Origin of the sequence: Blautia sp. XA-2221 (genome assembly GCF_028767025.1) — a bacterium.
In the GTDB taxonomy this organism is placed as follows: Bacteria; Bacillota; Clostridia; order Lachnospirales; family Lachnospiraceae; genus Blautia_A.
Genome location: NZ_JAJQXX010000001.1, coordinates 1 through 22,866 on the forward strand (window position 1 = coordinate 1; position 22,866 = coordinate 22,866).

Below are 22,866 nucleotides of genomic sequence, written 5' to 3' on the forward strand. Positions count from 1 at the left end.
ATAGCAGAAGTTTGCCGACGGGTTTCATAACCCCATTGGTGCCTTTTGCAGAAAGGCGGATTATAATTATGATAAAAATTATGATGCACGGATGCTGTGGACATATGGGTCAGGTAATTTCAGAGCTTGTGGAAAAGGATCCGGAGGCAGAGATCGTTGCCGGAGTTGACATCGCAGATAAAGGCAATACTTCTTATCCGGTGTATACAGATCTTTCTGTCTGTCAGGAAGATGTGGACGTTGTGATTGATTTTTCTTCTGCAAAGGCAGTTGATGCGCTTCTTGACTACTGTGGAGAAAGGAAACTTCCTCTGGTTCTGTGTACAACAGGACTCAGCGAGGAGCAGCTGGCTAAGGTGGAAGAAACTGCAAAAAAAACAGCAGTGCTGAAATCTGCAAATATGTCTCTTGGGATCAATACTCTTTTGAAATTAATCCAGGATGCAGCAAAGGTTCTGGCAACAGCCGGATTTGACATGGAGATTGTGGAACGTCACCATCGTCTGAAGCTGGATGCGCCAAGCGGAACAGCTCTTGCTCTGGCAGACAGTCTGAACGAGGCCATGGGAAATGAATATCACTATGTTTATGACCGCAGCCAGAAGAGAGAAATGCGTTCTGATAAGGAAATTGGTATTTCTGCTGTACGCGGAGGAACAATTGTAGGAGATCATGAGGTGATTTTTGCAGGTCCGGATGAAGTGATCGAATTTAAACATACGGCATATTCAAAGGCTGTATTTGGAAAAGGCGCTGTTGAGGCAGCTAAATTCCTGGCAGGAAAGCCGGCCGGCCGTTATGATATGGCAGATGTGATAGAAGGATAAATAAGTAAGGCAGGACAAGTGCTGAAAAGCATAAGTCCTGCCTTTTTTGGGAAATTTTTCCGGCATAAAAATAAAAAAAATACGCATATTACCTGTATGAGCTATAAAAACCCAAGAAAAGGAGACAATCAGTATGAAAAACGTCAAAAAGGTCATTACAGGTATAATGCTTATGCTGGCATTAAGTGTATTTACTGCCTGCGGGGAACGAACAGGCAATAATGCAGACGAAACAAATACGGCGAAAGACAATGTTATGGACAATGGAAACAGAGAGAACAACAGGAATGACAGGAAGGATGCAGCGCCGGGTGCTGACAAAACAGATGACAATATGACAGATAACAATGGAACATCTGCGGATACAAACACAAAGAATGACAATATTGCGTCTGAAAATAACGCAGCTGACGACAACACTGTTGCAGGTGAAAATAATACAGTAAATGACAACGCGGCAGACAACAACAGAGAAAACACTGCAGACGGCATGGCAGATCAGAACACTGACAGAAACAATGACACAGTTTCCGGTGAACTGGGAAACAGTGTAAGGGATCTGGGCGAAGGCGTTGGCAATGCTGTAGAAGATGTAGGTGACGCAGTGGGAAATGCTGCAAAAGGAAGATAGTCCTGCGGATTTGAAAAGCTGAAAAAGTTTTATATTGCACTGGAAATAAAATCGTATTATGATAACAGAATAAAAATCCGGATTGCAGCGACTGCCATACAAAGACATGCTGATACAGGACAGAAACAATAGCTGTAGGAGCATGTCCTACATAGAAAAAGACTACACGTTGAAATTATTTTCTGTAAAAAGGAAGAACAGGATATCAGAAGCTCATACTGTACCAGAAAGAGGGCAGAACCTGTACGTTTTTCCGTTGGTTCGGGATAAAACAGCCACATAGGGGCAAGATGTGGGAAGGAGGAATTATGTCAACAATGACAAAGAGAGCCCTTGCGGACGCTCTCAAAAAAATGATGGAAAAGAAGCCTCTTTCCAGGATCACTGTAACAGATCTTGCAGAGGTTTGTGAGATCAACAGGCATACATTTTATTATCATTTCAGAGATATTTATGATCTTGTGGAATGGATTTATCGCAGCGAGGTGGAAAAAGCAATCACAGGAGACGGACTTCCTGAAAGCTGGGAGGAGCGATTTCGGCGATTTTTTGCCTATGCACAGGAAAATAAAAAATTTATTATGAGTACTTATGCATCGGTTCAGAAAGAGTACCTTTTGAAATTTATGTATACATATATCGTTAAAATTATCAGTCACATCTTAGATGAGGCGTCAGACGGAATCACGGTTGCTCCTGAAAAACGTAAATTTATCACAGATTTTTATACCTATGCATTTGAGGGAATTATATTTTCATGGGTAAGAGACGGAATGGAACAGGATCCTGAGGAACTGATCCAGATGCTGGGGATTATTATTATGAGGGGAAATGGAGAAGCTTCTCTTTTACGAATTCTGGAAACAGAAAACGGATCTTAATAAAAATATATTTTTGGACAGATAGGGGACAGTGGTAAAAAATTAAACACTGTCCTGTTTTTGTTTATAGAAAAAATCATGCAGGAGAATATAATGTATTTATGAACAAAAGGAAAAGCATGATTGACCAGGCGCAGTAAGCGCTGTAAGGAGGAGTTTTCAGATGAACAGGGTGACACACGCAGCAGGAAGAAAGGTATTTGCCAGAATTATAGATCATGAGCTCAGTCAGATAAGCAGGAACCGGGAACAGGCTTATGAAAAAATTCTTGATACTGCTCAGAAGTATATGGATGAATTTAATCTGGGTATTAACTGGGAGTATCTGAGGAGAGTGACCTTAAATCAGGGATATACGCTGAATACATATATAAATTCTATGGTTGATCAGCTTCATCCAAATGTACTGAAAACAACTCTTCTGAATCTGGGATATGAAGCATTTTATAATGGAACAAAGACAATCCGTGAGATGCGTAAAGTCCATAACTGCAATATCCCCTGGATCATTCTGATGGATCCTACAAGTGCCTGCAATCTGCATTGTACCGGATGCTGGGCAGCGGAATATGGAAATAAGCTGAATCTGAGCTTTGATGAAATGGATTCCGTGATCACCCAGGGAAAAGAGTTGGGAATTTATTTTTATATGCTCACAGGAGGAGAGCCTCTTGTCCGCAAAAAAGATGTGATTGCTCTTTGCAAAAAACATAATGACTGCGTATTTCTTGCATATACCAACGGTACACTGGTTGATGAAGAACTGTGCCGTCAGATGCAGGAGGCCGGAAATCTGTTTCTTGCCCTGAGTTTGGAAGGAAAACCGGAGGTAAATGATCTTCGCCGGGGCAAGGGCGTTTACGGAAAAGTTATGCACGCCATGGATCTTCTGAAAGAAAATGGTCTGGTATTCGGAACGTCCATCTGCTATACCAGTCAGAATATTGAAAGTGTTACCAGTGATGAATTTATTCAGATGCTTGTGGAAAAAGGCTGCAGATATTCTCTGTATTTCCATTATATGCCAGTTGGAAATGAGGCTTCACCTGAACTGCTTCCTACAGTAGAACAGAGAACTTATATGCATGACAGGGTAAGAGAGATCAGAAATATGGAACATGGTCCCGGACTTTTTACCATGGATTTCCAGAATGACGGTGAGTTTGTAGGCGGCTGTATTGCAGGAGGAAGAAATTACTTCCATATTAATGCAAACGGTGATGCAGAGCCTTGCGTATTTATCCATTATTCCAATGGAAACATCAGGGAGAATACAATTCTTGAAATACTGAAACAGCCGCTGTTTATGGCTTATCACAATAATCAGCCGTTTAACGACAATATGCTCCGTCCATGTCCGATGCTGGAAAATCCGGAAATCCTTCAGAAACTTGTAGAAGAATCCGGCGCACATTCCACGGATCTTCAGTCACCGGAAACACCGGAACACCTTTGCGGAAAATGTGTGGAATATGCAAAGAAATGGGCTCCGGAGGCAGAGCGGCTCTGGAAAGAAACACAGGAGAAGAAAGCTTCCAGATAAATATAAAGTTTTTAGTCTTAAAGAATACAGGTATCTTGAAATCCGAAATATCAGGATGGAAAAGAGCCTGTATTTTTTGCTTTATTTTGGTGGTTCCATTTTGGAGATATTTGTATTAGAATAAATGATAAGGAAGTCGTACAAATGCGGCAGAGCATGATATAAGACACAAAATGAGGATTGGAGAAATATATGAAGGTTGTAATTCTGGCAGGAGGATTTGGGACAAGGATCAGTGAGGAAAGCCATCTGAAACCGAAGCCCATGATTGAAATAGGTGAGAAGCCGATTTTGTGGCACATTATGAAACTGTACTCTCAATATGGATTTCATGAGTTTGTAATCTGCTGTGGTTATAAGCAGCATGTGATCAAGGAGTGGTTTGCGGACTACTATCTGCATAACAGTAATATTACCTTTGATTTTACCCAGGAAAACAAAATGATCGTTCACAATAATGTCCTTGAGCCGTGGAAAGTAACTCTGGTAGATACCGGACTGAATACCATGACCGGAGGAAGGATAAAAAGAGTCAGAGAATACCTGGATGGGGATACTTTCATGCTGACTTATGGCGACGGCGTTGCAGATATTAATCTGAAGGAACTTCTGGATTATCACAGATCTCATGGCAAAATGGCTACGATCACAGCAGCTCAGCCGGGAGGTCGTTTTGGAATTCTGGATATCTGCGAAGATGGAAGTATTACCAATTTTAAAGAAAAGAAAAAAGAGGACGGAGGCTGGATCAACGCAGGATTTATGGTTCTGGAACCGGGGATCCTGGATCTGATCGAAGGCGACGATACAGTATTTGAAAAGGAACCTTTGGTAGAGGCTGCCCGGAGAGGTGAACTTAACGCATACCGTCATAAGGGCTTCTGGCAGTGTATGGACACATTAAGAGAAAAGAATCTTCTGGAAGAGCTATGGCAGAATGGACAGGCTCCCTGGAAGATCTGGGAATAAAATAAAAAGAAAGGAGGCAGGATATGAAGCGGGAAAAAGAGGCATGTCATTGCAAAAATATTACTTATGGAATGATCGAGGACGCTGTGAAGTCAGGAGCATCCAGTTATGAGGAAGTCCAGAAACTTACCGGATTCGGAACCGGATGCGGCAAGTGCAGGGATTTTATCCGCTGTTTGGTTCGTGATATTCTGGAAGAAAATCAGTAAAATAAGAATCATAAAAAGAGTACAGACAACTCTCAGTATCTGAGAAATCTGTACTCTTTGTTTTTTATGCTTATGCGCAGGATGCGGAAGCTGTAAAACGATCCAGAACCCTGCTGCTGAGTTTTTCGAATAACTGTCCGTAAACGGAGCCCAGAATATTGTTGAGGATACGGAAAAGAATTGCTCCGGGAAGTCCGAGGAAACTTGTTGCAATAGCCATTGCTCCAAGAGAATTAAATACTGCCTGCCATTTATAGGAAGCAGAAAGTCCTACGCCCACGCCCCCGATCATACCGATATAAGGTAAAATGGAAGGTGAAAACAGAAGGTACAGGGCAAGGAAAACAACCCCGCCGATTAGATTTCCCGGAATACGGCCCTTTACACGATATCTCAGATCATCACGGAACGGCATAAGTACGGACATGGCTGCAATTCCAATCCACATACATCTCGGGATATGGAGAAGTCCTCCAAAAAAGATTGCTGTAGAAACACCAAAAGTTACTGTGAGCTGCCAACGTGTACGAAGAGAATTCACGCGAAATTCTTTCAGAACATCAATCAGAGTTCTTTTGTATGGAATTTTACGGTGATTTCTGTAAAATACGATTCCGGTCAGCAGAGCTCCCACGCCGATAGCTGCCAGTCTGAGCAGATAATTTTTTCCGGAAGTATCATAACCATAAAGAAGGAGATAGCCAAGGACAATAGTGGAGTGGTTGGCCATCATTACATTGTGACAGCCAAGAAGAAGAAGGAGAAAGATGCATATCACATTGATAAGCAGTTCACCCAGGAGTCCGGCCATATTTGCAAGTCTTGGTCCAAATGCCAGAATAGCAAAGATAATTGCCATGGATGTGAGGGAACCTGTCATCTTCATTCCAAAATCTGCATGTCGGAAAACCATAACACAAAGAAGGATAATAACACCTACAATGCTGTTGTCATCTCCAAAAATTTTGCCATATGCCGTAACAAAGGCCACGCAGAATACCATAGTAATAAAAATCTTAAACAGATAAACAAATGTGTGACGTAGTTTTTCACGGGAATCAGTGCAGTTCTTGATAAGTGCTTTTGAACCCGCCTGATTTAACTGAAGTTCCTGATAAAATGTCATAAAAACGCTCCTTTCTGCTGAATTATCGGGGAGGAATTATATCATTCAGAAAGAGGTTTGTCAAATGATATTTTTGTGTCCGTTTTGTAAAAAAAGAAAATACCTTGCGTATGTACAACGGATATGCTGCTGAAAAACTATCGGATAGAAGCAGAGAATGAGATAAAAGAGAACGAAATAAAAGAGAATGAGATAAAAGAGAATGAAATAAAAGAGAACGAGATAAAAGAGAATGAAATAAATAAGAAAGCTCCCGAAGATCCATAGATGGAATTCGGGAGCTGATTTTTAATAAATGCTCAGTATCATATAGATAAATCCTGCTGCCAGCATGTCTACAGGAAGACCACGGAAAGCTTTTCCGGTGCGGGCAAATTTTAAGGTCCGTTTTACTGAAAGGAACAGGACAACAGGAACAATGATGCTCCATAAAGTTCCGGGAAGACCGCTGAAGCTTTCCACTGTAAAGGGGTGGAACATGATAAAAGCGGGAATAGCCGGGAACAGGCTGTTCATTCCTTTGCAGTCTTTTTTCAGGATTCCATTTGTAAATGCCAGTACAAGACCTGCTGCCAGGAATGCAAAAATTGTCTGCTGGAAGGCCTTTGACTGGAAGGATGCTGTCAGGAGTGTGTTTCCGAAAATGTTTCCGCTTCCCATGAATTCACGGAATATGGCAAGCAGGATCCACAGTCCCCAGGCAATGGCTGACTCCCAGAGGAGTTCGCCGTATTCAGCTTCTGTATTGCCGGAGAGAGCGTGTCTGGCGCACAGAAGACCTACAAGAAATACCATGATCCAAAGCTCTGTTGTCAGTGCAGTTCCGAGAACCGCAAAGCCCACCAGAAAGGCTGAGGCGCAGACAGAGCCGGAGGCAATATATACACAGAGCTGAAGGCTCCATGCAGGAACAGCTTTTTCCAGGAGATTTTTCAGCAACTCTGCAAACACAGAGGTAAAAATCACCAGGATTCCGGCTGCAAAGGCTTCCTTCATTCCTGCGGAAAAAAGAATGATTCCCAGGGCAAAGGCTTCTGCCGGATATCTTAATTTCATAGTGATTCCTCCGTTTTCTTATTTAACTGTCTGTAAGAAGTTATATGCGTCATTGATTCCGTTTACTGCTGCAGTAGAGGACATGGTTGCTCCGGAAACCGCATCGATCTGTGTTCCCTCTCCTGCTGTAGGTGCCTCTTCTTCTGCAGGAGCTTCTGTTGCTTCAGGCTCTGCGGCCTTAATTCCGGAAGCCTGCTCCAGACACTGAGTTGCCAGATCAATAAATCCGTTTACAGAAATGCTTACGCCTGTTACAGCGTCAGTTTTGCCTTCTGCGTCAGTGGTAAGGAAAGCAAGAGACTGGTTCTCAATGAGGGCTTCAGCAAGTGCTTCGGCCTGTTCTTTCCATGTAGGACCGTTCTCGGTCATAGTATATTCGCCGTTTTCAGACATGATACTTTTTTTGGAACCGTCTTCTGTTACAGCGTCCCAGTTTGCTTCTGTGATAGCGCCGTCTTTTACAGTAAGGGTAACAACTTCAGTGAAGCCGTTGGAATCCGGCTCAGATGTTTTTGCTTCATAGGTTCCGTCAGTAAGTTCTGCGCCTGCAAACGGATCCTCCTGTGCCGGCTTAAGTCCTGCAGCCTGTTCCATACACTGTGCAGCCAGATCGATAAAGCTGCTTACGGAAATACTTACACCGGATACCGCATCGGTTTTGCCTTCTGCGTCAGTGGTAAGGAAGGACAGGGACTGATTCTCGATCAGCGCTTTTGCCAGAGATTCAGACTGCTCTTTCCATGTAGGGCCGTCTTCGGTCATCGTGTATTCGCCGTTTTCAGACATGATACTCTTTTTGGAACCGTCCTCTGTTACAGCGTCCCAGTTGACTTCTGTGATAGCGCCGTCTTTTACAGTAAGGGAAACAACATCAATAAAGCCGTTGGAATCCGGTCCGGATGTTTTTGCCTCATAGGTTCCGTCTGCAAGCTCTGCTCCTTCCAGGCTGGTCAGGTCTGTTTCCTGTTTCGCAGATTCTGTTTCTGAACTGCTGTTTTCAGAGTCGGCAGAAACGTCCATTCCCGGAAGGAAAACAGGTGCCTCTGCGCCTTTGAACTGGTCAAGGAACTCAGGTTCTGTGATCTTGGAGCCAAGTCCGTCAGTTTCTGACTGTTCCACAACCTGAACATCTGTGATTTTGGAAGCGGAGCTGTCAAAAGCAACATCCATAACAATATCGCCTACATAACCTTTTGTGCGTACAGTTACCAGATAACCGTCAGCTGTTTTTCCTGCTTTTTCAATATTTTCTGCACCGCTTACATCAAATTCTTCCATAGTTTCTGAGTTTTCGCCGGAAGCGTCTGTGCCTGTACTCAGAGCAAGAGATTTTGAGCCGATGATCACACCGAAAGACAGTGCGGTCACTACAACCAGTGCCAGAATTCCTTTTACTTCTTTATTTTTCATGATTTTTCCTCCAAATTAAGCTTTTTTTACTCCGTATACATGTTTTTTATAGAGAAGAGACAATGCGCCGCCAAGACAGTTGGCTGTCAGGATTCCGAAACAGATTCCCTCCGGATAAAAACTGAAGATACGAATGGCTGCGGTGATGATACCCGCTGTGATCGCGTATAGCAGCCGTCCTTTTCTTGAGGCAAAGGCATAGTCCGTAAGCATGTAGCATGCGCCGAGGATGAGACCGCCGCCAAAAAGATTCAGGAGAATATCTCCGGTAAATAATCCTGCCGGTCCAAAGATAAAGGTCAGGATCACTACAGTTGCAATATAAGTAAGAGCGGCTTCTGCGTTTACGATTCCCATAAAGCACATATAGGCAAATCCTACAAGGAGAAGCAGTTTGCTTGTTTCACCAAGGGCTCCGGGCGTTTCGCCAAGGAACATCTGCAGATAGCTGTAGCCTGCCTCGCCGCCGTTTTTTACTGTTCCGAGAACAGTGGCAGAAGAAACAGCATCAAAACCAGCAGCAGTCAGTGTACGGGGAGCAACATACTGCATAACAGCTCCCGGCCATACTACCATGGTAAAAAGACGACCCATCAGCGCCGGGTTGGCAAAGTTGCAGCCGATACCGCCGAACATCTGCTTTACAACAAGAATGCTGAAGATTCCGGAAGCGGCAACCACCCACAAAGGAACAGTAACCGGCATATTAAAGGCCAGAAGGATTCCGGTGACAACAGCGCTGAAATCATTGGCAGTTACTGGCTTTTTTGTGATCTTCTGCCAGAAATATTCAGTCAGGACACAGACTGTAACAGAAAATCCGGTAATATACAGCGAACGGATCCCGAAAAAGTAAATGGAACCCAGAAGGGCAGGCATCAGCGAAATCGCAACGTGGAGCATAATATTTCGTGTTGTATTGGCTGTGCGGATATGAGGTCCGGTTAAGGTTTTTACCTGATTCATGATTTTTTCACCGCCCTTTCTCTGATTCGCTGTTTCACGATATCTCTGGCTGTGCGGGTACGCACGGAAAGTTCACGTCTTGCAGGGCAGATATAGGAACAGCAGCCGCAGGCAATACATTCACTTGCATAAAGTTTTTCGCAGAGATCATAGTCTTCTTCAAGGAGAGCAAATTCAATCTTGTATGGAACAAGGCCTGCAGGACACACGCTTTCGCATCCGGAACAGCGGATACAGGGCTGTTCTTCAAATCCCGGTTCCGGAAGGACCAGGATTCCGGAAGTATTTTTTGTAACATGGAAAAGCTCTGTTTCGCCATTCCAGTTATTTGCCACACAGGGACCGGTCATAGGACCGCCTGCAATTACACGGTTTTCAGAAACAGTAACTCCGCCGCAAAGCTGGATCAGCTCTCTGGCTGAGGTTCCAACAGGAACAAGGAAGTTTCCGGGATTTTTTACCGCGCCGGTCACAGTGACGATTCTGCGGGTAAGAGGATGTCCTCCAAGAAGCATATCTGCTGCTGCTTTGGCGGTGCTTACATTGGAAACGATCACTCCTGAATCAGCCGGAAGACCTCCCATGGGAACCTCGCGGTCAAGAACTGCCTGGATAAGCTGGCGTTCTCCGCCCTGTGGATATTTTGTAGGAAGAACTTTGATCTTTATATTTTCCTCTGGACCCATCAGACCGGAACCAGTCATTTCAGCCAGAACTTTATTAAGATTTTCCGCAGCCAGAGGCTTGTTGTCTTCCAGGCACACATAAGCGCTGGATGCGCCGCTTGCTTTGAGAAGAATACGGACACCGTTTAACAGGGCATATCCGTTTTCCAGCATAAGACGGTAATCGCAGGTGAGGAAAGGTTCACATTCTGCACCGTTGATCAGAAGATCTGTGATCGTTTTGTCAGTTTCGTATTTTTTGTGGGTGGGAAAGCCTGCGCCGCCCATTCCTGTGAGACCGCCGTCACGGATTCCTGAAAGGATTTCCTGTCTGGAGATTTTGCTGATATCAGCAGCCCCTTTATAATAGGAAACTTCTGTGTTTATTTCCGGATCAGTTTCTTTCTGTACAATACATGCCATGATGCTGCGCCCCTGCTCCTGAATCTCTTTGATCTCAAGAACTTTACCGCTTACACTGGCGTGAAGGGGAGCGACCATGAACGCTTCCGGTTTCCCGATCAGCTGACCCTCTTTTATATGATCTCCGGGACTGACAAGAAAGCTGCACTTTCCTCCAAAGGACTGTTCCGCAAGGATTGTAACAGTTTCCGGACAGTAAGGCTGTACGGCAGAATCCATGGACAGAGCCTTGTCAAAGCCGTCTGTAGGATGTACGCCGCCGGGGAATACAGATTTTTTTCGTTTCTGCATATCCTGACCTCCTTTATTTTTTGATAGTTCATTATTGTTAAATAGTTCACATGCCGAATCAGCATACCATATGAATAGGAATTACGCAAGAAAGATTTTACAAAATTATCTGTAAAAATTTTCTTCTGGAATTTACTATGTGCAGTCTTTTGTGATAAGATGCATAAGAAAACATAAAAAATAAATTTCAGTATATCAGATGAATGAATAGATACTATTTTTGAAAAAAGGAGGCAGATAACAGTGAAGTCAGCAGGCTGTGATTATTGTGCAAATTATGTTTATGATGATGAAACAGAAACTTACTACTGTGATGTAAATCTGGATGAAGACGAATACTACCGGTTTCTTACAGGAAATATGAAAGAATGTCCTTATTACCGCAACGGGGATGAGTACAGGGTTGTGCGTCATCAGATGTAAAGGACAGAAGAAAACCAAAGAAAAAGAGAATGGAGATTTTTAAATGGTAACAATGGAACTGGATAATTTCAGCCTGGAACAGATCTGTGATTCCGGACAGTGTTTTCGCATGAAGAAAACAGGGGAGTATACCTACTCTCTGGTGGCAGGGAATCAGTATCTGGAGATTTCTCAGAAGGGAAGTATTGTGGATTTTAATTGCAGCGATACAGAACTGATCTGTTTCTGGGTTCCTTATTTTGATCTGGATGCAGATTACAGCGCTTACATAGAAAAAGTAAATCCACGGGATAAATATTTAAGCGCGGCAGCGGCTCATGGAAGCGGGATCAGAATCCTCCAGCAGGATCTGTGGGAAATGATCGTTACATTTCTGATCTCTCAGCAGAATAATATTTCAAGGATCCGGGGCTGTATTGAAAGGCTGTGCGCCCGATACGGAGAAAAAAGGATTTCCGGAAACGGAGTGGAATATTATGGTTTTCCTGCTCCCGAGGTTCTGGCGCAGGCTACAGAACAGGAGCTGAGAGAACTGGGGTTGGGATATCGTGCAAGGTATATTGCGGAAACGGCCCGAACCATTGTAAAGGGAGAAATTTCACTGGAAAAAATCTACAGGATGCGTTATTATAATCGTGCAAAGAATGAACTGATGAAGCTCTGTGGCGTGGGAGAAAAGGTGGCGGACTGTATCTGTCTTTTTGCCCTTCATCACATGGACGCTTTTCCTGTGGATACTCATATCAGGCAGGTTCTGGACGAACATTATAAGAGAGGATTTCCGAACCGCAGGTACCATGGGATCAGAGGTATTATGCAGCAGTATATTTTTTATTATGAACTGACAGAAGGGAGAAGGTAATATGAATTTTCAGTTTGCACACTATAATTATAATGTGATCGACCTGGACAGATCTATCAGATTTTATGAGGAGGCTCTCGGGCTGAAAGAGATCAGACGTAAAGAAGCTGAGGACGGAAGCTTTATCCTTGTGTATCTTGGAGACGGAACAACGGGATTTGAGCTGGAGCTTACATGGCTTCGTGACTGGGAAAAGGATCATTACAATCTGGGAGATAATGAGATCCATCTTGCCTTTACTGTGGATGACATGGAGGCTGCTCATAAAAAACATCAGGAAATGGGATGTATCTGTTTTGAAAATCCTGCTATGGGTATTTATTTCATCAATGATCCGGATGGATACTGGCTTGAGATCGTTCCGGCAAAATAATACAGAAAAACAGGCAGCCTGCATAACAGCGGACTGCCTGTTAGATTTTTCAGACCTTTTCCTTTCGGTCGCTGCGCCCCACAAGATAATCAAGGCTGATATTATAATAATCCGCCAGGCGGATGAGCATTTCTACAGGAATATCTCTGGAGCCTGTTTCATAATGTGAATAAGATCTCTGACTGATATGGAGAATTTCGCCGATCTGCTTCTGAGACAGATCAGAATCTATACGCAAATCCTGAATTCGCTGAAATTTCATGCAAATACCTCCTTTTGCAAAAAGTATAGGTCGGAACGCTCCGTGCTATTCGGATTTGGAACGAAATGGACTATACAGAAAAAAGAGGGCATAATTGTGGGAAAGTGCGTAAACGACCGGTAAGTATAATGAAATGGATGGAAAGTACAAGGGTACGGTTTGCTTTATTCATAGTAACCTGTAAACTGTGAAGGATATGGAGTATAAGAATTGTATTTTGAACAGGATATGATTATAATAGGCACAAAGATTTTATTTTGAAGGAGATATGAAAATGGAATATGCAGTTTCGGTTATCAAAAATGTTCTGGGAGCGCTTTATCAGACCAGCGGCGCTTCTCTGATCATTGCAGTGCTGTTTATGAGTGTATATATGAGGATCAGGAGAAAGAGTACAGGCGCTGTGATCCGGGAGTGGGTAAATGAATTTCGCAGCAGCAGTCAGTTTCGCCGGGAATTTCTGCTGGTATTTTATGTGTGCATGATGCTTTTCAGGACCCTGCTGTGCAGACCGATATGGGGGAATCCTCTGGACAGTGTTCTGGGGATCTGGGGAGCTCAGAATGCAGACGGAGCTGTTTACACAGAAAATATTGAGAATCTGATCCTTTTTGTTCCGTTTATGATTCTTTTATACTGGGCGGAAGAGAAAAGAGAAGACAGGAGAAAAATGCCTGTACAGACAGTTCTTCTGAAAAGTCTGTGGATCAGCTTTGTTGTTTCGCTGTTTATTGAAGGATGCCAGCTGTTTCTGAAGATTGGGACTTTCCAGCTTACAGACCTTGTGTTTAACAGTCTGGGAGGACTTCTGGGAGGACTGATCTACTGGGGATTTGACCGCAGCCGGAAATATATCTCAGAAAATGTGAAAAAGCTGGGCGGCTGGGATGTTGAGCCCTGGAAAGCTCCAGAGGTTGAAACGGCTGAACATACTTCTGCCGTGTCCGGAACTATGGCGGAAACCTCAGAAGAGCCGCAAAAAGAAGAAAAAAGCAGTGTGAACTATGAAAGTATTGAACTTCTGGTCCGTCAGGCAGGCGAAATGCTTTATAAGGCCAGACCGGTCCGGGAAAATATCCATAAAAAAGAAGGATTTGCCAATTTCTGCACGGATTTTGACACAGCTATCCAGAAATTTTTAATTGAAGGTCTGGAAAAGATCCTTCCCGGCGCTGCATTTTTTGGCGAGGAGGATACCGAGGGCAATCAGGGAGCAGATGCCTGCGGTGAATATACGTTTTATATTGATCCCATAGACGGAACAACAAACTTTATGTTTGGCTACCATCACAGCTGTGTTTCTGTGGGACTTGCTCATAAGGGCAGGATGATCGCAGGATTTGTGTATAATCCTTATGTGGACGAAATGTATAAGGGGATCCGCGGTCAGGGAAGCTGGCTGAACGGACAGAAGCTTGAAATGGAAAATATTTCTGTTGCTGAGGGGATTGTGGCTTTTGGATGCGCAAGATATAATGAGGACGGAGCAGACAGCTTTTTCCGCGCAGTAAAGGAACTGTATATGAAGAGCCTCAGCATCAGAAACGGCGGTTCCTCAGCCCTTGACATTTGCAGGATCGCATCCGGAAACAATGCGGTATATCTGGAAATGAAGCTTCAGCCCTATGATTTTGCGGCAGCATCTTTGATCCTTGAGGAAGCAGGAGGCGTGATCAGACAGTTTGACGGAACTCCGGTTACTCTGGACGGTCCGTGTTCTGTTGTGGCAGGTACCGGAAAAGCCTGTGAGGAAACACAGGAGATCATAAAAAGCTGCAGATAAAAGATTTTGACAGGATATGGTGAATGAATGGCGAAAATACATAAAATTCTTACGGGAATTACCCTTTGCGGAATCATCAGTGCAGGGACTGTGCTGTATCCGGTGTGGGCCGGCGCAAAAACAGAAAAATATACGGATACAGATTTTGTCATGAATACAGTGGTTTCTGAAACTTTGTATACAACAGGAAAAAATCTGAATCCTTCTGTGGGAGAGCTTCTGAAAAATACAGAAGAGAACCTTCTTTCCTGGACAGAAGAAAATTCCCAGATTGCAGCTTTGAATGCCGCAGAAGGGAAAACTATGGAAGTTTCTGATGAACTGGCAGGGTATCTGGAAAAAATACAGAAGCTTTCGGTGGATTCGGACGGAGCGTTTGACCCCACCATTGGAAAAATCATCCGCTTGTGGGATATTGGAGGAGAAAACGCCGGAATACCTGAGCAGGAGGAACTGGATAAGCTGCTTAAAGAAACCGGTTATGAAAAACTTGAGCTGGATGGAAATAAAGTGACCTTAAAAGACGGAGCGACTCTGGATCTGGGAGCAGCAGGAAAGGGAATCGGATGTGACCTTGTGATGGAGCTGCTGAAAAAAGAGAAAGAGGTTTCAGGTATGATCCTGAATCTTGGGGGCAGCAGCGTCATGGCATATGGAGAAAAGCCGGATCAGTCTGACTGGCGGGTTGCAGTAAAAGACCCCAGAGATCCGGAAGGAGAGTATCTGGGAGCGATCACGTTAAAAGGTGGAGAATTTCTTTCTACCTCAGGCGATTATGAAAGATATTTTATGGAAGATGGAAAAAGATATCATCATATTCTGGATCCGGAAACCGGATATCCGGTGTGGAACGGACTGACAGCAGTTACTGTAGTCTGCGACAGCGGGATTCTGGCAGACGGCCTTTCCACCGCCTGTTTTGTGCTGGGAAAAGAGAAAGCCCTTCCGCTTCTGGAAAAATACGGAGCAGATGCTCTGTTTGCAGATGAGGAGCATAAGGTGTATCTTACAGAAGGCATGGAAGAGCGTTTTGAACTGATGAAAAATACATATAAGGTACAGAAATAAAATATTGGACTGGTGTAAGGGAAGTGACTTAAAGATGAATTCTTTTTGTCACTTCTTTTGTAAGCAGACCGATCAGAAGACCGGTGATCACTCCGGAGATCAGAAGCACAGGCGCATAATAGAGCAGGCTGGTATTTTCCACGATCAGGGCAGCCACGATCAGCTGTCCGATGTTGTGGGATACGCCCCCGGCAACGCTGATGCCAAGAATGCTGAATCCGGAACTTTTTTTCATAAGAGTCATGACAAAAAGGCTTAAAGCCGCTCCTGCAAGACTGTAGATGATAGTGAACATATTTCCGAAAAGAAAACCGATCACAACAATGCGTACTGCCGATACCAGAGCGGCTTCCTTCCAGGTATATGTTTCAAGTATAAAAAGAACGGCGAGATTTGCCAGTCCCAGCTTGATTCCGGGAATCCCCGCAAAAAACGGGATCAGGGACTCCACATAGCCGAAAATAATGGCTACAGCGGCAAACAGTCCGAGATATGCAGTTTTTTTATTGTTCATAATTCACACTGCCGTGTCAAATTCCGGAGAAGATTCTTCGGAGTCAGCGGCTTTTACTCCTTCTATTACAACTTTATTGGGAAGGCAGACAATGGTTCCGCCTGAACTTCCCACAGCTTTCTGCCTAATGCAGAGATGATCGGGACAGTCTGCTTCTGTCATTTTTACTTTTCCGTCTTTGATCTCGCAGACATTGGTATCTCCGATAGCGATCACCTGATCCTCTGCAAGAGAATAGGTTCCATATTCCTGACCGTTTACAGTAATGCGGATGGAACCATAGTCATCTTTCCGCATGAGAAACATACCGCCCCAGAGAGCCAGAGCAACAGCCAGAATGGCTGCGATCATAATCAAATCTTTTTTTTTCAATTCAGGATCCTTTCTTTATTTCTTTCACATGATCATCAGGGGTTAAAAGGGCTTCTGGTCCGGTCCGGTACAGTTGTGCCGGCACAGGATAAACCCTGCAGTTTGGTGTTTATCATAGCATAAGGCATAAAATCTGACAAGTCCTGAAGTTAGATGATAGAAACACAGCGGGGGTACAGGGAGAAAGAGGGAGACTGTTTACTGTGTCGGCATCAGCGAAAGGGCAATATTCAGGGTCAGACCACAAAAAATTCATTGTTTTCCATGTGAGAAAGTGATAGAATAGAATAGATTAATTGTATTAACCTAATTACGGAAGATTCCGTAAAACAGATTTTATATAAAAATAAAGATAAACAGGAGTATATTATGAGCGTGTTTTCAAAAGTATTCGGGACGCACAGCCAGCGTGAAGTAAAACGTATCATGCCGCTGGTAGAAAAGACAGAGGCTCTGCGCCCGGAGATGCAGAAATTAACGGATGAAGAACTCAGAGACAAAACAAGAGAGTATAAAAGACGTCTGGAAGAGGGAGAGAATCTTGATAACCTTCTTCCGGAGGCCTTTGCTACAGTGCGCGAGGCGGCCAAGCGTGTTCTGGGAATGGAACATTACCGTGTCCAGATCATCGGCGGTATCATCCTTCATCAGGGCCGAATTGCAGAAATGAAAACCGGTGAAGGTAAGACCCTTGTATCTACACTTCCGGCATATCTGAATGCTCTGGAGGGCAAGGGAGTCCATATCGTTACAGTCAATGATTACCTGGCAAAGCGAGATGCAGAGTGGATGGGCAAGGTTCATGAGTTCCTTGGTCTGACTGTAGGCGTTGTACTGAATGACATGAAGCCGGAGGAACGCCGGGCTGCTTATGGCTGTGACATTACCTATGTGACAAACAATGAGCTGGGATTTGACTATCTTCGTGATAACATGGTTATTTATAAAGAACAGCTGGTACAGAGAGATCTGCACTACTGTATCATTGATGAGGTTGACTCTGTTCTTATCGACGAGGCCCGTACACCTCTGATCATTTCCGGACAGAGCGGCAAATCCACCAAGCTTTATGAAGTGTGCGACGTTCTTGCAAAACAGCTGGAACGCGGTGAGGCAAGCCATGAGATGACAAAGATGGCGGCCATCATGGGTGAAGAGGTTGTTGAAACAGGAGATTTTGTTGTAAATGAAAAGGACAAGATCGTCAACCTGACTGAACGCGGTGTGAAAAAGGTTGAGAAATTCTTTAACATTGAGAACCTTGCCGATCCGGAAAATCTGGAGATCCAGCATAATGTGATCCTTGCTCTCCGCGCTCATAACCTGATGCATAAGGATCAGGATTATGTGGTAAAAGACGATGAGATCCTGATCGTTGACGAGTTTACAGGACGTATCATGCCGGGACGCCGTTATTCTGACGGACTTCATCAGGCAATTGAGGCCAAAGAACATGTGAAGGTAAAACGTGAGAGCAAAACTCTTGCAACCATTACTTTCCAGAACTTCTTTAATAAATATGCAAAAAAAGGCGGTATGACAGGTACTGCCCTTACTGAGGAAAAAGAGTTCCGTGATATTTACGGAATGGACGTTGTTGAGATTCCTACCAACAAGCCGGTACAGCGTAAGGACCTGGAAGATGCTGTTTATATGACAAAAAAAGAGAAATTCAATGCAGTTGTCGAGGCTGTCAAAGAAGCTCATGCAAAACAGCAGCCGGTTCTTGTAGGTACAATTACTATTGAGACTTCTGAACTTCTCAGCAGAATGCTGCGCCGTGAAGGAATCCAGCACAGCGTACTGAACGCCAAGTTCCATGAGCAGGAGGCGGAGATCGTTGCTCAGGCAGGACAGGCAGGAGCAGTAACCATTGCCACTAACATGGCGGGCCGTGGTACAGATATTAAGCTGGATGATGTGTCAAAAGAGGCCGGCGGTCTGAAGATCATCGGTACTGAGCGTCATGAATCCAGACGTATTGATAACCAGCTCCGCGGACGTTCCGGACGTCAGGGAGATCCGGGAGAATCCCGTTTCTACATTTCTCTGGAGGATGATCTGATGCGTCTGTTCGGTTCCGAGCGTCTGATGAAGATCTTTACTTCACTTGGCGTTGCAGAGAATGAGCAGATTGAGCACAAAATGCTTTCCAATGCGATCCAGAAAGCACAGGAAAAGATCGAGTTCAATAACTTTGGTATCCGTAAAAACCTTCTTGACTATGACCAGGTAAATAATGAGCAGCGTGAGATTATTTACAAAGAGCGCCGTCAGGTTCTGGATGGAGAGAATATGCGTGATTCTATCTACAAGATGATCACAGATATTGTGGACAATACAGTAGACAGATGCTTCTCAGATGATGTGGATGCGGTAGAATGGAATCTGGATGAGTTTAATTCTATTCTTCTTCCGATCATTCCGATCCAGGCTCTTACTCAGGAAAAAGTAAAAGGCAAGAAGAAAAATGAGATGAAGCATATTCTCAAGGAAGAGGCTGTGAAGCTTTATGAGACAAAGGAATCTGAGTTCCCGGAACCGGAGCAGCTTCGTGAGCTTGAGCGAGTGGTTCTTTTGAAATCCATTGACAGCAAATGGATGGATCACATTGACGACATGGAAATTCTTCGTCAGGGTATCGGTCTTGTAGGATACGGACAGAGAGATCCGGTTGTTGAGTACAAGATGAGCGCTTATGATATGTTCAATGAGATGATAAACAGTATTCAGGAGGACACAGTCCGTATGCTGTATCATGTACATGTTGAACAGAAGATTGAGCGTGAGCAGGTGGCAAAGGTTACCGGAACAAATAAAGACGATTCCAGCGCCCGCAAGCCTGTTCAGAGAAAAGAGGACAAGGTTTATCCGAATGATCCGTGTCCGTGTGGAAGCGGCAAAAAATACAAACAGTGCTGTGGCCGCAAAATGATGAAAGCATAAAAAAATAAGGAAACGGAAGGGCTGGTCACATCTGATGACAGCCCTTCTTTTATATAAGAAGTTTTGGGAAACACAGATGAATTAAGGGGACAACTATGTCCTGTCAGGAGAAAATATGATAAAAATTGACTTGGTGACCGGATTTTTGGGAGCCGGAAAAACAACTTTTATAAAAAAATATGCCTCTTATCTGCTGAAAAAGGGGATGAACATCGGAATCCTGGAAAATGATTTCGGAGCAGTAAATGTGGATATGATGCTTTTGAAAGAACTGGAAGGGGAAAACTGTGAGCTTGAAATGATTGCAGGAGGCTGTGACCGGGAAACTCACAGACGCAGATTTAAGACAAAGCTGATAGCAATGGGAATGTGCGGATATGATCGGGTGATCGTGGAGCCTTCCGGGATTTTTGATGTGGATGAATTTTTTGACGCTCTTCATGAGGAACCTCTTGACCGCTGGTATGAAGTAGGTAACGTGATTACCATAGTGGATGCCGGACTGGAAGAAGAGCTTTCTGCTCAGGGAGAATACCTTCTGGGGTCAGAGGCTGCCTGCGCAGGCCGTGTGGTGTTCAGCAGAGCCGGAGAAACTTCGGTGGAAAAAATAAGGGAAACAACAGCGCGCCTGAACCAGGCAATGGAAACGATCCGATGCAGCAGGAGATTTGGAGAAGATATTTTCTGTAAAGACTGGGAAAGTTTATCTGATAAGGATTATGAAATGCTGCTGAACTGCGGACACCGGAAAGAAACTTACGAAAAACAGCATTTTGTTCAGCAGGCTTTTCAGTCTCTTTATTTTATGAATACAGGAATCTGTGCAGAAAAATTAAAGGAAGCATCGGATAAGATCATGTCAGATTCTGAATGTGGATCTGTGTTTCGAATCAAAGGTTTTGCCAGAAATAAAGAAGGAAACTGGATGGAATTGAACGCTGTCAGGGGAGAAAGCTGCCTTCGCCCTATCGACACAGGACAGGAAGTAATAATTGTGATCGGAGAGGCTCCGGTAAAAGAAAAAATTGAATCACAGTTAAATTTTATGACTGATAATTAACATCTGTTCAGTTGTGGCAAAAGGATGTGTCTGGTATGATAAAAGCAGCAAAGGCCGATGCACAAATCATAACAGAGAAGGAGAATTGCCATGAAAACAGGTGAAATGATCAGAATGTACAGAAAAAACAGGAATCTGACACAGGAAGAAATGGCAAACCGCCTGGGTGTTACAGCCCCGGCTGTGAATAAATGGGAAAATAATGTTTCTCTTCCTGATATCACTCTTCTTGCGCCCATTGCAAGATTGCTGGAAACAACTCCGGATACACTTCTGTGCTTTCGCGAGGAATTAAGTTTGGAGGAAGTGAACGCTATTGTGCAGGAAGCTGGTGAAAAATTTCAGAAGGAGAGCTATGGACAGGTATTCGAATTCTGCCGGAAAAAGATTCATCAGTATCCGGGCTGCGACAATCTTGTGGTACAGCTTGCGGTAGTTCTGGACAGCTGGCGGATATTGAAGAACATTCTGGAAACAGAAATGAAAAAATACGACCAGGAAATCCTGGGGTGGTATAAGCAGGCTCTGGAAAGCGAGGATACCGAGATAAAGGAGCGGGCGGCAGAGGCACTGTTCAGTTACTATTTCCGAAATGAACAGTACGAAGAAGCTGATGGCTGCCTGGAATATTTTTCTGCAAAAGATCCGGGAAGAAAGATTCATAAAGCACTTTTATATGAAAAAAGAGGAGACAGACCGGCTGCGTGGAAAGCATATGAGGAGCTTTTGTTTCAGACTGGAAATTTTGCAGAGATGGTGCTTGGCGGACTGTTTTCCCTTGCTGAGAAGGACGGAGATCTGGAAAAAGCACGGATGTTCACAGAAAAGCTGATACAGCTGGCGGAACTTTTTGAGACAGGGGAATACCATAAGGCTTCTGCCAAAATGAGCCTGGCTTTGGCGGAAAAGAACAGAAATAAGCAGGAACAGTACATGGAGGAAGTGATTTCGGCTGTGGATCAGCTGGATTCTTTTAGAAGTTCTGATCTTTATGCACATATGGAATTTAAAGAGATGCGCCGGGAATTTGCAGAAAACATGAAAAAAACTCTGCGGGAGAGTTTTCAGAAGGAGAGTGCTTGTCAGTTTTCAGAGTGATTTTTTGGATGTAGAGAAGCAGAAAGAACATATATTATGAACAGGTGACAAAAACAACGCCGGATTGGAAAGCCAGCTTCGGTTTGGTGCTGTTTTAGGCAAAAGGGTTGACATTCTGCCTTGTTCGTGCAATTAATATGGGGACAGACAGAAACGGAGGAGAAAAAGTGGAAAAAAATACAAAAATTTTGTTTACGGATCTGGACGGAACTCTTTTAAACGATAAAAAAGAAGTAACAGCCGGCAATCAGGCTGCCATAGACAGAGCCCTGGAACAGGGACACAAAATTGTTGTAACCACAGGGCGTCCCCTTGCTAGCGGACTGGATATTGCAGAGAGGATCGGGCTGACAAAAGAAGGCTGTTATGTGATCGCCTTTAACGGAGGGCAGATTTACGATCCTTTTCATAAAGAAACCATTTTTGGAAAAACCTTGTCAAAACAGGTGGCAAAATCTCTGTTTCAGGAGGCTATGGACAGAGGGCTTCATGTTCAGTCCTATTCGGATACGCAAGTTCTTTCTCTTAAAGAAAATCGGGAATTACTTTTTTATATCAGTGGTTCTACCGTATCTTATAAGATTGTTCCGGATCTGGATTCAGCATTTCCAAACGATCCGTATAAGATTTTGCTGGTAGGACTGGACAATCGTTCAGAACTGGACAGATATCAGAAAGAATGTGTGAATCCTCTGAAGGGAACCGTGAGAAGCTTCTTTTCTACAGAAAATTATCTGGAAATCGTTCCGGACGGTGTTTCCAAGGGCGTTGCAGTAAAATGGCTCTGTGATCATCTGGATATCCCTCTGGAAAATTCCGTGGCAGCCGGAGATGCGCCAAATGATGTGGAAATGCTGCAGGCGGCTTATGTGGGTGCTGTGATGAAAAATGCCTACGAGGGAATGGAAAAGTATGCAACCTATGTGACAGAGCGGGATAATAACCATGACGGTGTGGCAGAAATTATAGAGAAGTTTATTTTAAGGTAAACAGAAGAATGAAAACTCCTGGTGTTTTAAATGCCGGGAGTTTTTGTCATGTAAATGATGATTACAGTATTATCTGTCAGCGCCGGGGCTGAAAAAATTCGTGGAAGAAAATAAAAGTA

At 43.9% G+C, this 22,866-nt stretch carries 23 protein-coding genes; 15 read left to right on the forward strand and 8 right to left on the reverse strand.

Going from position 1 to position 22,866, the window contains the following annotated elements:
• Positions 1 to 68: 68 nt before the first annotated feature.
• The 6 genes from dapB (at position 69) to LU279_RS00030 (ending at position 5,060) form a co-directional block, all read left to right on the forward strand.
• Positions 69 to 827: a 4-hydroxy-tetrahydrodipicolinate reductase gene (dapB, locus tag LU279_RS00005; protein ID WP_274419840.1), complete on the forward strand. Its 759-nt coding sequence runs from the start codon at positions 69 to 71 to the stop codon at positions 825 to 827.
• A gap of 133 nt (positions 828 to 960) precedes the next feature.
• Positions 961 to 1,458 carry a hypothetical protein gene (locus LU279_RS00010; RefSeq protein ID WP_274419842.1) on the forward strand — a complete coding sequence of 166 codons (498 nt, stop codon included), beginning with the start codon at positions 961 to 963 and terminating at the stop codon, positions 1,456 to 1,458.
• Positions 1,459 to 1,766: 308 nt separating this feature from the next.
• Positions 1,767 to 2,339 carry a TetR-like C-terminal domain-containing protein gene (locus LU279_RS00015; protein WP_274419844.1) on the forward strand — a complete coding sequence of 191 codons (573 nt, stop codon included), beginning with the start codon at positions 1,767 to 1,769 and terminating at the stop codon, positions 2,337 to 2,339.
• Between the two features lie 163 nt (positions 2,340 to 2,502).
• A complete protein-coding gene (locus LU279_RS00020) occupies positions 2,503 to 3,882 on the forward strand; it encodes a radical SAM protein (protein WP_274419846.1) in 1,380 nt (459 codons plus the stop codon).
• 192 nt (positions 3,883 to 4,074) lie between these two features.
• Positions 4,075 to 4,851: a glucose-1-phosphate cytidylyltransferase gene (gene rfbF, locus LU279_RS00025; RefSeq protein ID WP_274419848.1), complete on the forward strand. Its 777-nt coding sequence runs from the start codon at positions 4,075 to 4,077 to the stop codon at positions 4,849 to 4,851.
• A gap of 23 nt (positions 4,852 to 4,874) precedes the next feature.
• The gene (locus tag LU279_RS00030) at positions 4,875 to 5,060 is read left to right on the forward strand and encodes a (2Fe-2S)-binding protein (RefSeq protein ID WP_022068787.1); all 186 of its coding nucleotides are present in this window, start codon (positions 4,875 to 4,877) and stop codon (positions 5,058 to 5,060) included.
• A 70-nt stretch (positions 5,061 to 5,130) separates the two neighbouring features.
• On the opposite strand, the gene LU279_RS00035 is transcribed toward LU279_RS00030, so the two are convergent.
• The 5 genes from LU279_RS00035 to rsxC all read right to left on the reverse strand — a co-directional run bounded on the left by LU279_RS00035 (position 5,131) and on the right by rsxC (position 10,997).
• On the reverse strand, positions 5,131 to 6,186 hold the full coding sequence (locus tag LU279_RS00035) for an FUSC family protein (protein WP_274419851.1): 1,056 nt from the start codon (positions 6,184 to 6,186) through the stop codon (positions 5,131 to 5,133).
• Positions 6,187 to 6,474: 288 nt separating this feature from the next.
• Positions 6,475 to 7,242, reverse strand: coding sequence for a hypothetical protein (locus tag LU279_RS00040; RefSeq protein ID WP_274419852.1), 768 nt, complete (start codon positions 7,240 to 7,242; stop codon positions 6,475 to 6,477).
• Positions 7,243 to 7,260: 18 nt separating this feature from the next.
• Positions 7,261 to 8,652 (reverse strand): FMN-binding protein, encoded by a 1,392-nt coding sequence (locus LU279_RS00045; RefSeq protein ID WP_274419854.1) that lies wholly within the window; start codon positions 8,650 to 8,652, stop codon positions 7,261 to 7,263.
• A 15-nt stretch (positions 8,653 to 8,667) separates the two neighbouring features.
• Positions 8,668 to 9,618, reverse strand: a complete 951-nt coding sequence (locus LU279_RS00050) for an RnfABCDGE type electron transport complex subunit D (protein WP_274419856.1) — start codon at positions 9,616 to 9,618, stop codon at positions 8,668 to 8,670.
• Positions 9,615 to 10,997, reverse strand: coding sequence for an electron transport complex subunit RsxC (gene rsxC / locus LU279_RS00055; RefSeq protein ID WP_274419858.1), 1,383 nt, complete (start codon positions 10,995 to 10,997; stop codon positions 9,615 to 9,617). Before rsxC ends, LU279_RS00050 begins: the two co-directional genes overlap by 4 nt.
• Positions 10,998 to 11,240: 243 nt before the next feature.
• Between rsxC and LU279_RS00060 the strand changes: the two genes are divergently transcribed.
• From LU279_RS00060 to LU279_RS00070, 3 genes are read left to right on the forward strand one after another with little or no spacing between them, the layout of a single operon-like run.
• Positions 11,241 to 11,420, forward strand: coding sequence for a DUF6472 family protein (locus tag LU279_RS00060; RefSeq protein WP_274419860.1), 180 nt, complete (start codon positions 11,241 to 11,243; stop codon positions 11,418 to 11,420).
• Positions 11,421 to 11,463: 43 nt separating this feature from the next.
• Positions 11,464 to 12,282 (forward strand): DNA-3-methyladenine glycosylase family protein, encoded by an 819-nt coding sequence (locus LU279_RS00065; RefSeq protein ID WP_274419861.1) that lies wholly within the window; start codon positions 11,464 to 11,466, stop codon positions 12,280 to 12,282.
• Position 12,283: 1 nt separating this feature from the next.
• Entirely contained in the window at positions 12,284 to 12,655 is a 372-nt protein-coding gene (locus LU279_RS00070; protein ID WP_274419863.1) for a VOC family protein, read from the forward strand.
• 49 nt (positions 12,656 to 12,704) lie between these two features.
• On the opposite strand, the gene LU279_RS00075 is transcribed toward LU279_RS00070, so the two are convergent.
• Positions 12,705 to 12,917 carry a helix-turn-helix domain-containing protein gene (locus LU279_RS00075; protein WP_022068778.1) on the reverse strand — a complete coding sequence of 71 codons (213 nt, stop codon included), beginning with the start codon at positions 12,915 to 12,917 and terminating at the stop codon, positions 12,705 to 12,707.
• Positions 12,918 to 13,191: 274 nt separating this feature from the next.
• Here LU279_RS00075 and LU279_RS00080 point away from each other — a divergent pair, with 274 nt between their 5' ends.
• Complete coding sequence (locus LU279_RS00080; RefSeq protein ID WP_274419864.1) at positions 13,192 to 14,700, forward strand: inositol monophosphatase family protein; 1,509 nt, start codon at positions 13,192 to 13,194, stop codon at positions 14,698 to 14,700.
• A 27-nt stretch (positions 14,701 to 14,727) separates the two neighbouring features.
• On the forward strand, positions 14,728 to 15,768 hold the full coding sequence (locus LU279_RS00085) for an FAD:protein FMN transferase (RefSeq protein ID WP_274419867.1): 1,041 nt from the start codon (positions 14,728 to 14,730) through the stop codon (positions 15,766 to 15,768).
• Between the two features lie 28 nt (positions 15,769 to 15,796).
• Here the strand turns inward: LU279_RS00085 and LU279_RS00090 are convergent, their stop codons facing one another.
• Positions 15,797 to 16,282, reverse strand: a complete 486-nt coding sequence (locus LU279_RS00090) for a Gx transporter family protein (RefSeq protein ID WP_274419870.1) — start codon at positions 16,280 to 16,282, stop codon at positions 15,797 to 15,799.
• A 3-nt stretch (positions 16,283 to 16,285) separates the two neighbouring features.
• The gene (locus LU279_RS00095) at positions 16,286 to 16,654 is read right to left on the reverse strand and encodes a NusG domain II-containing protein (protein ID WP_274419872.1); all 369 of its coding nucleotides are present in this window, start codon (positions 16,652 to 16,654) and stop codon (positions 16,286 to 16,288) included.
• 369 nt (positions 16,655 to 17,023) lie between these two features.
• Between LU279_RS00095 and secA the strand changes: the two genes are divergently transcribed.
• From secA to LU279_RS00115, 4 genes are all read left to right on the forward strand, one after another.
• Entirely contained in the window at positions 17,024 to 19,600 is a 2,577-nt protein-coding gene (gene secA, locus LU279_RS00100) for a preprotein translocase subunit SecA (RefSeq protein WP_274419874.1), read from the forward strand.
• Positions 19,601 to 19,715: 115 nt separating this feature from the next.
• Positions 19,716 to 20,660 (forward strand): GTP-binding protein, encoded by a 945-nt coding sequence (locus tag LU279_RS00105; protein ID WP_274419876.1) that lies wholly within the window; start codon positions 19,716 to 19,718, stop codon positions 20,658 to 20,660.
• 90 nt (positions 20,661 to 20,750) lie between these two features.
• Positions 20,751 to 21,758: a helix-turn-helix domain-containing protein gene (locus tag LU279_RS00110; protein WP_274419878.1), complete on the forward strand. Its 1,008-nt coding sequence runs from the start codon at positions 20,751 to 20,753 to the stop codon at positions 21,756 to 21,758.
• Between the two features lie 167 nt (positions 21,759 to 21,925).
• Entirely contained in the window at positions 21,926 to 22,747 is an 822-nt protein-coding gene (locus tag LU279_RS00115) for a Cof-type HAD-IIB family hydrolase (RefSeq protein ID WP_274419880.1), read from the forward strand.
• Positions 22,748 to 22,866 lie beyond the last annotated feature (119 nt).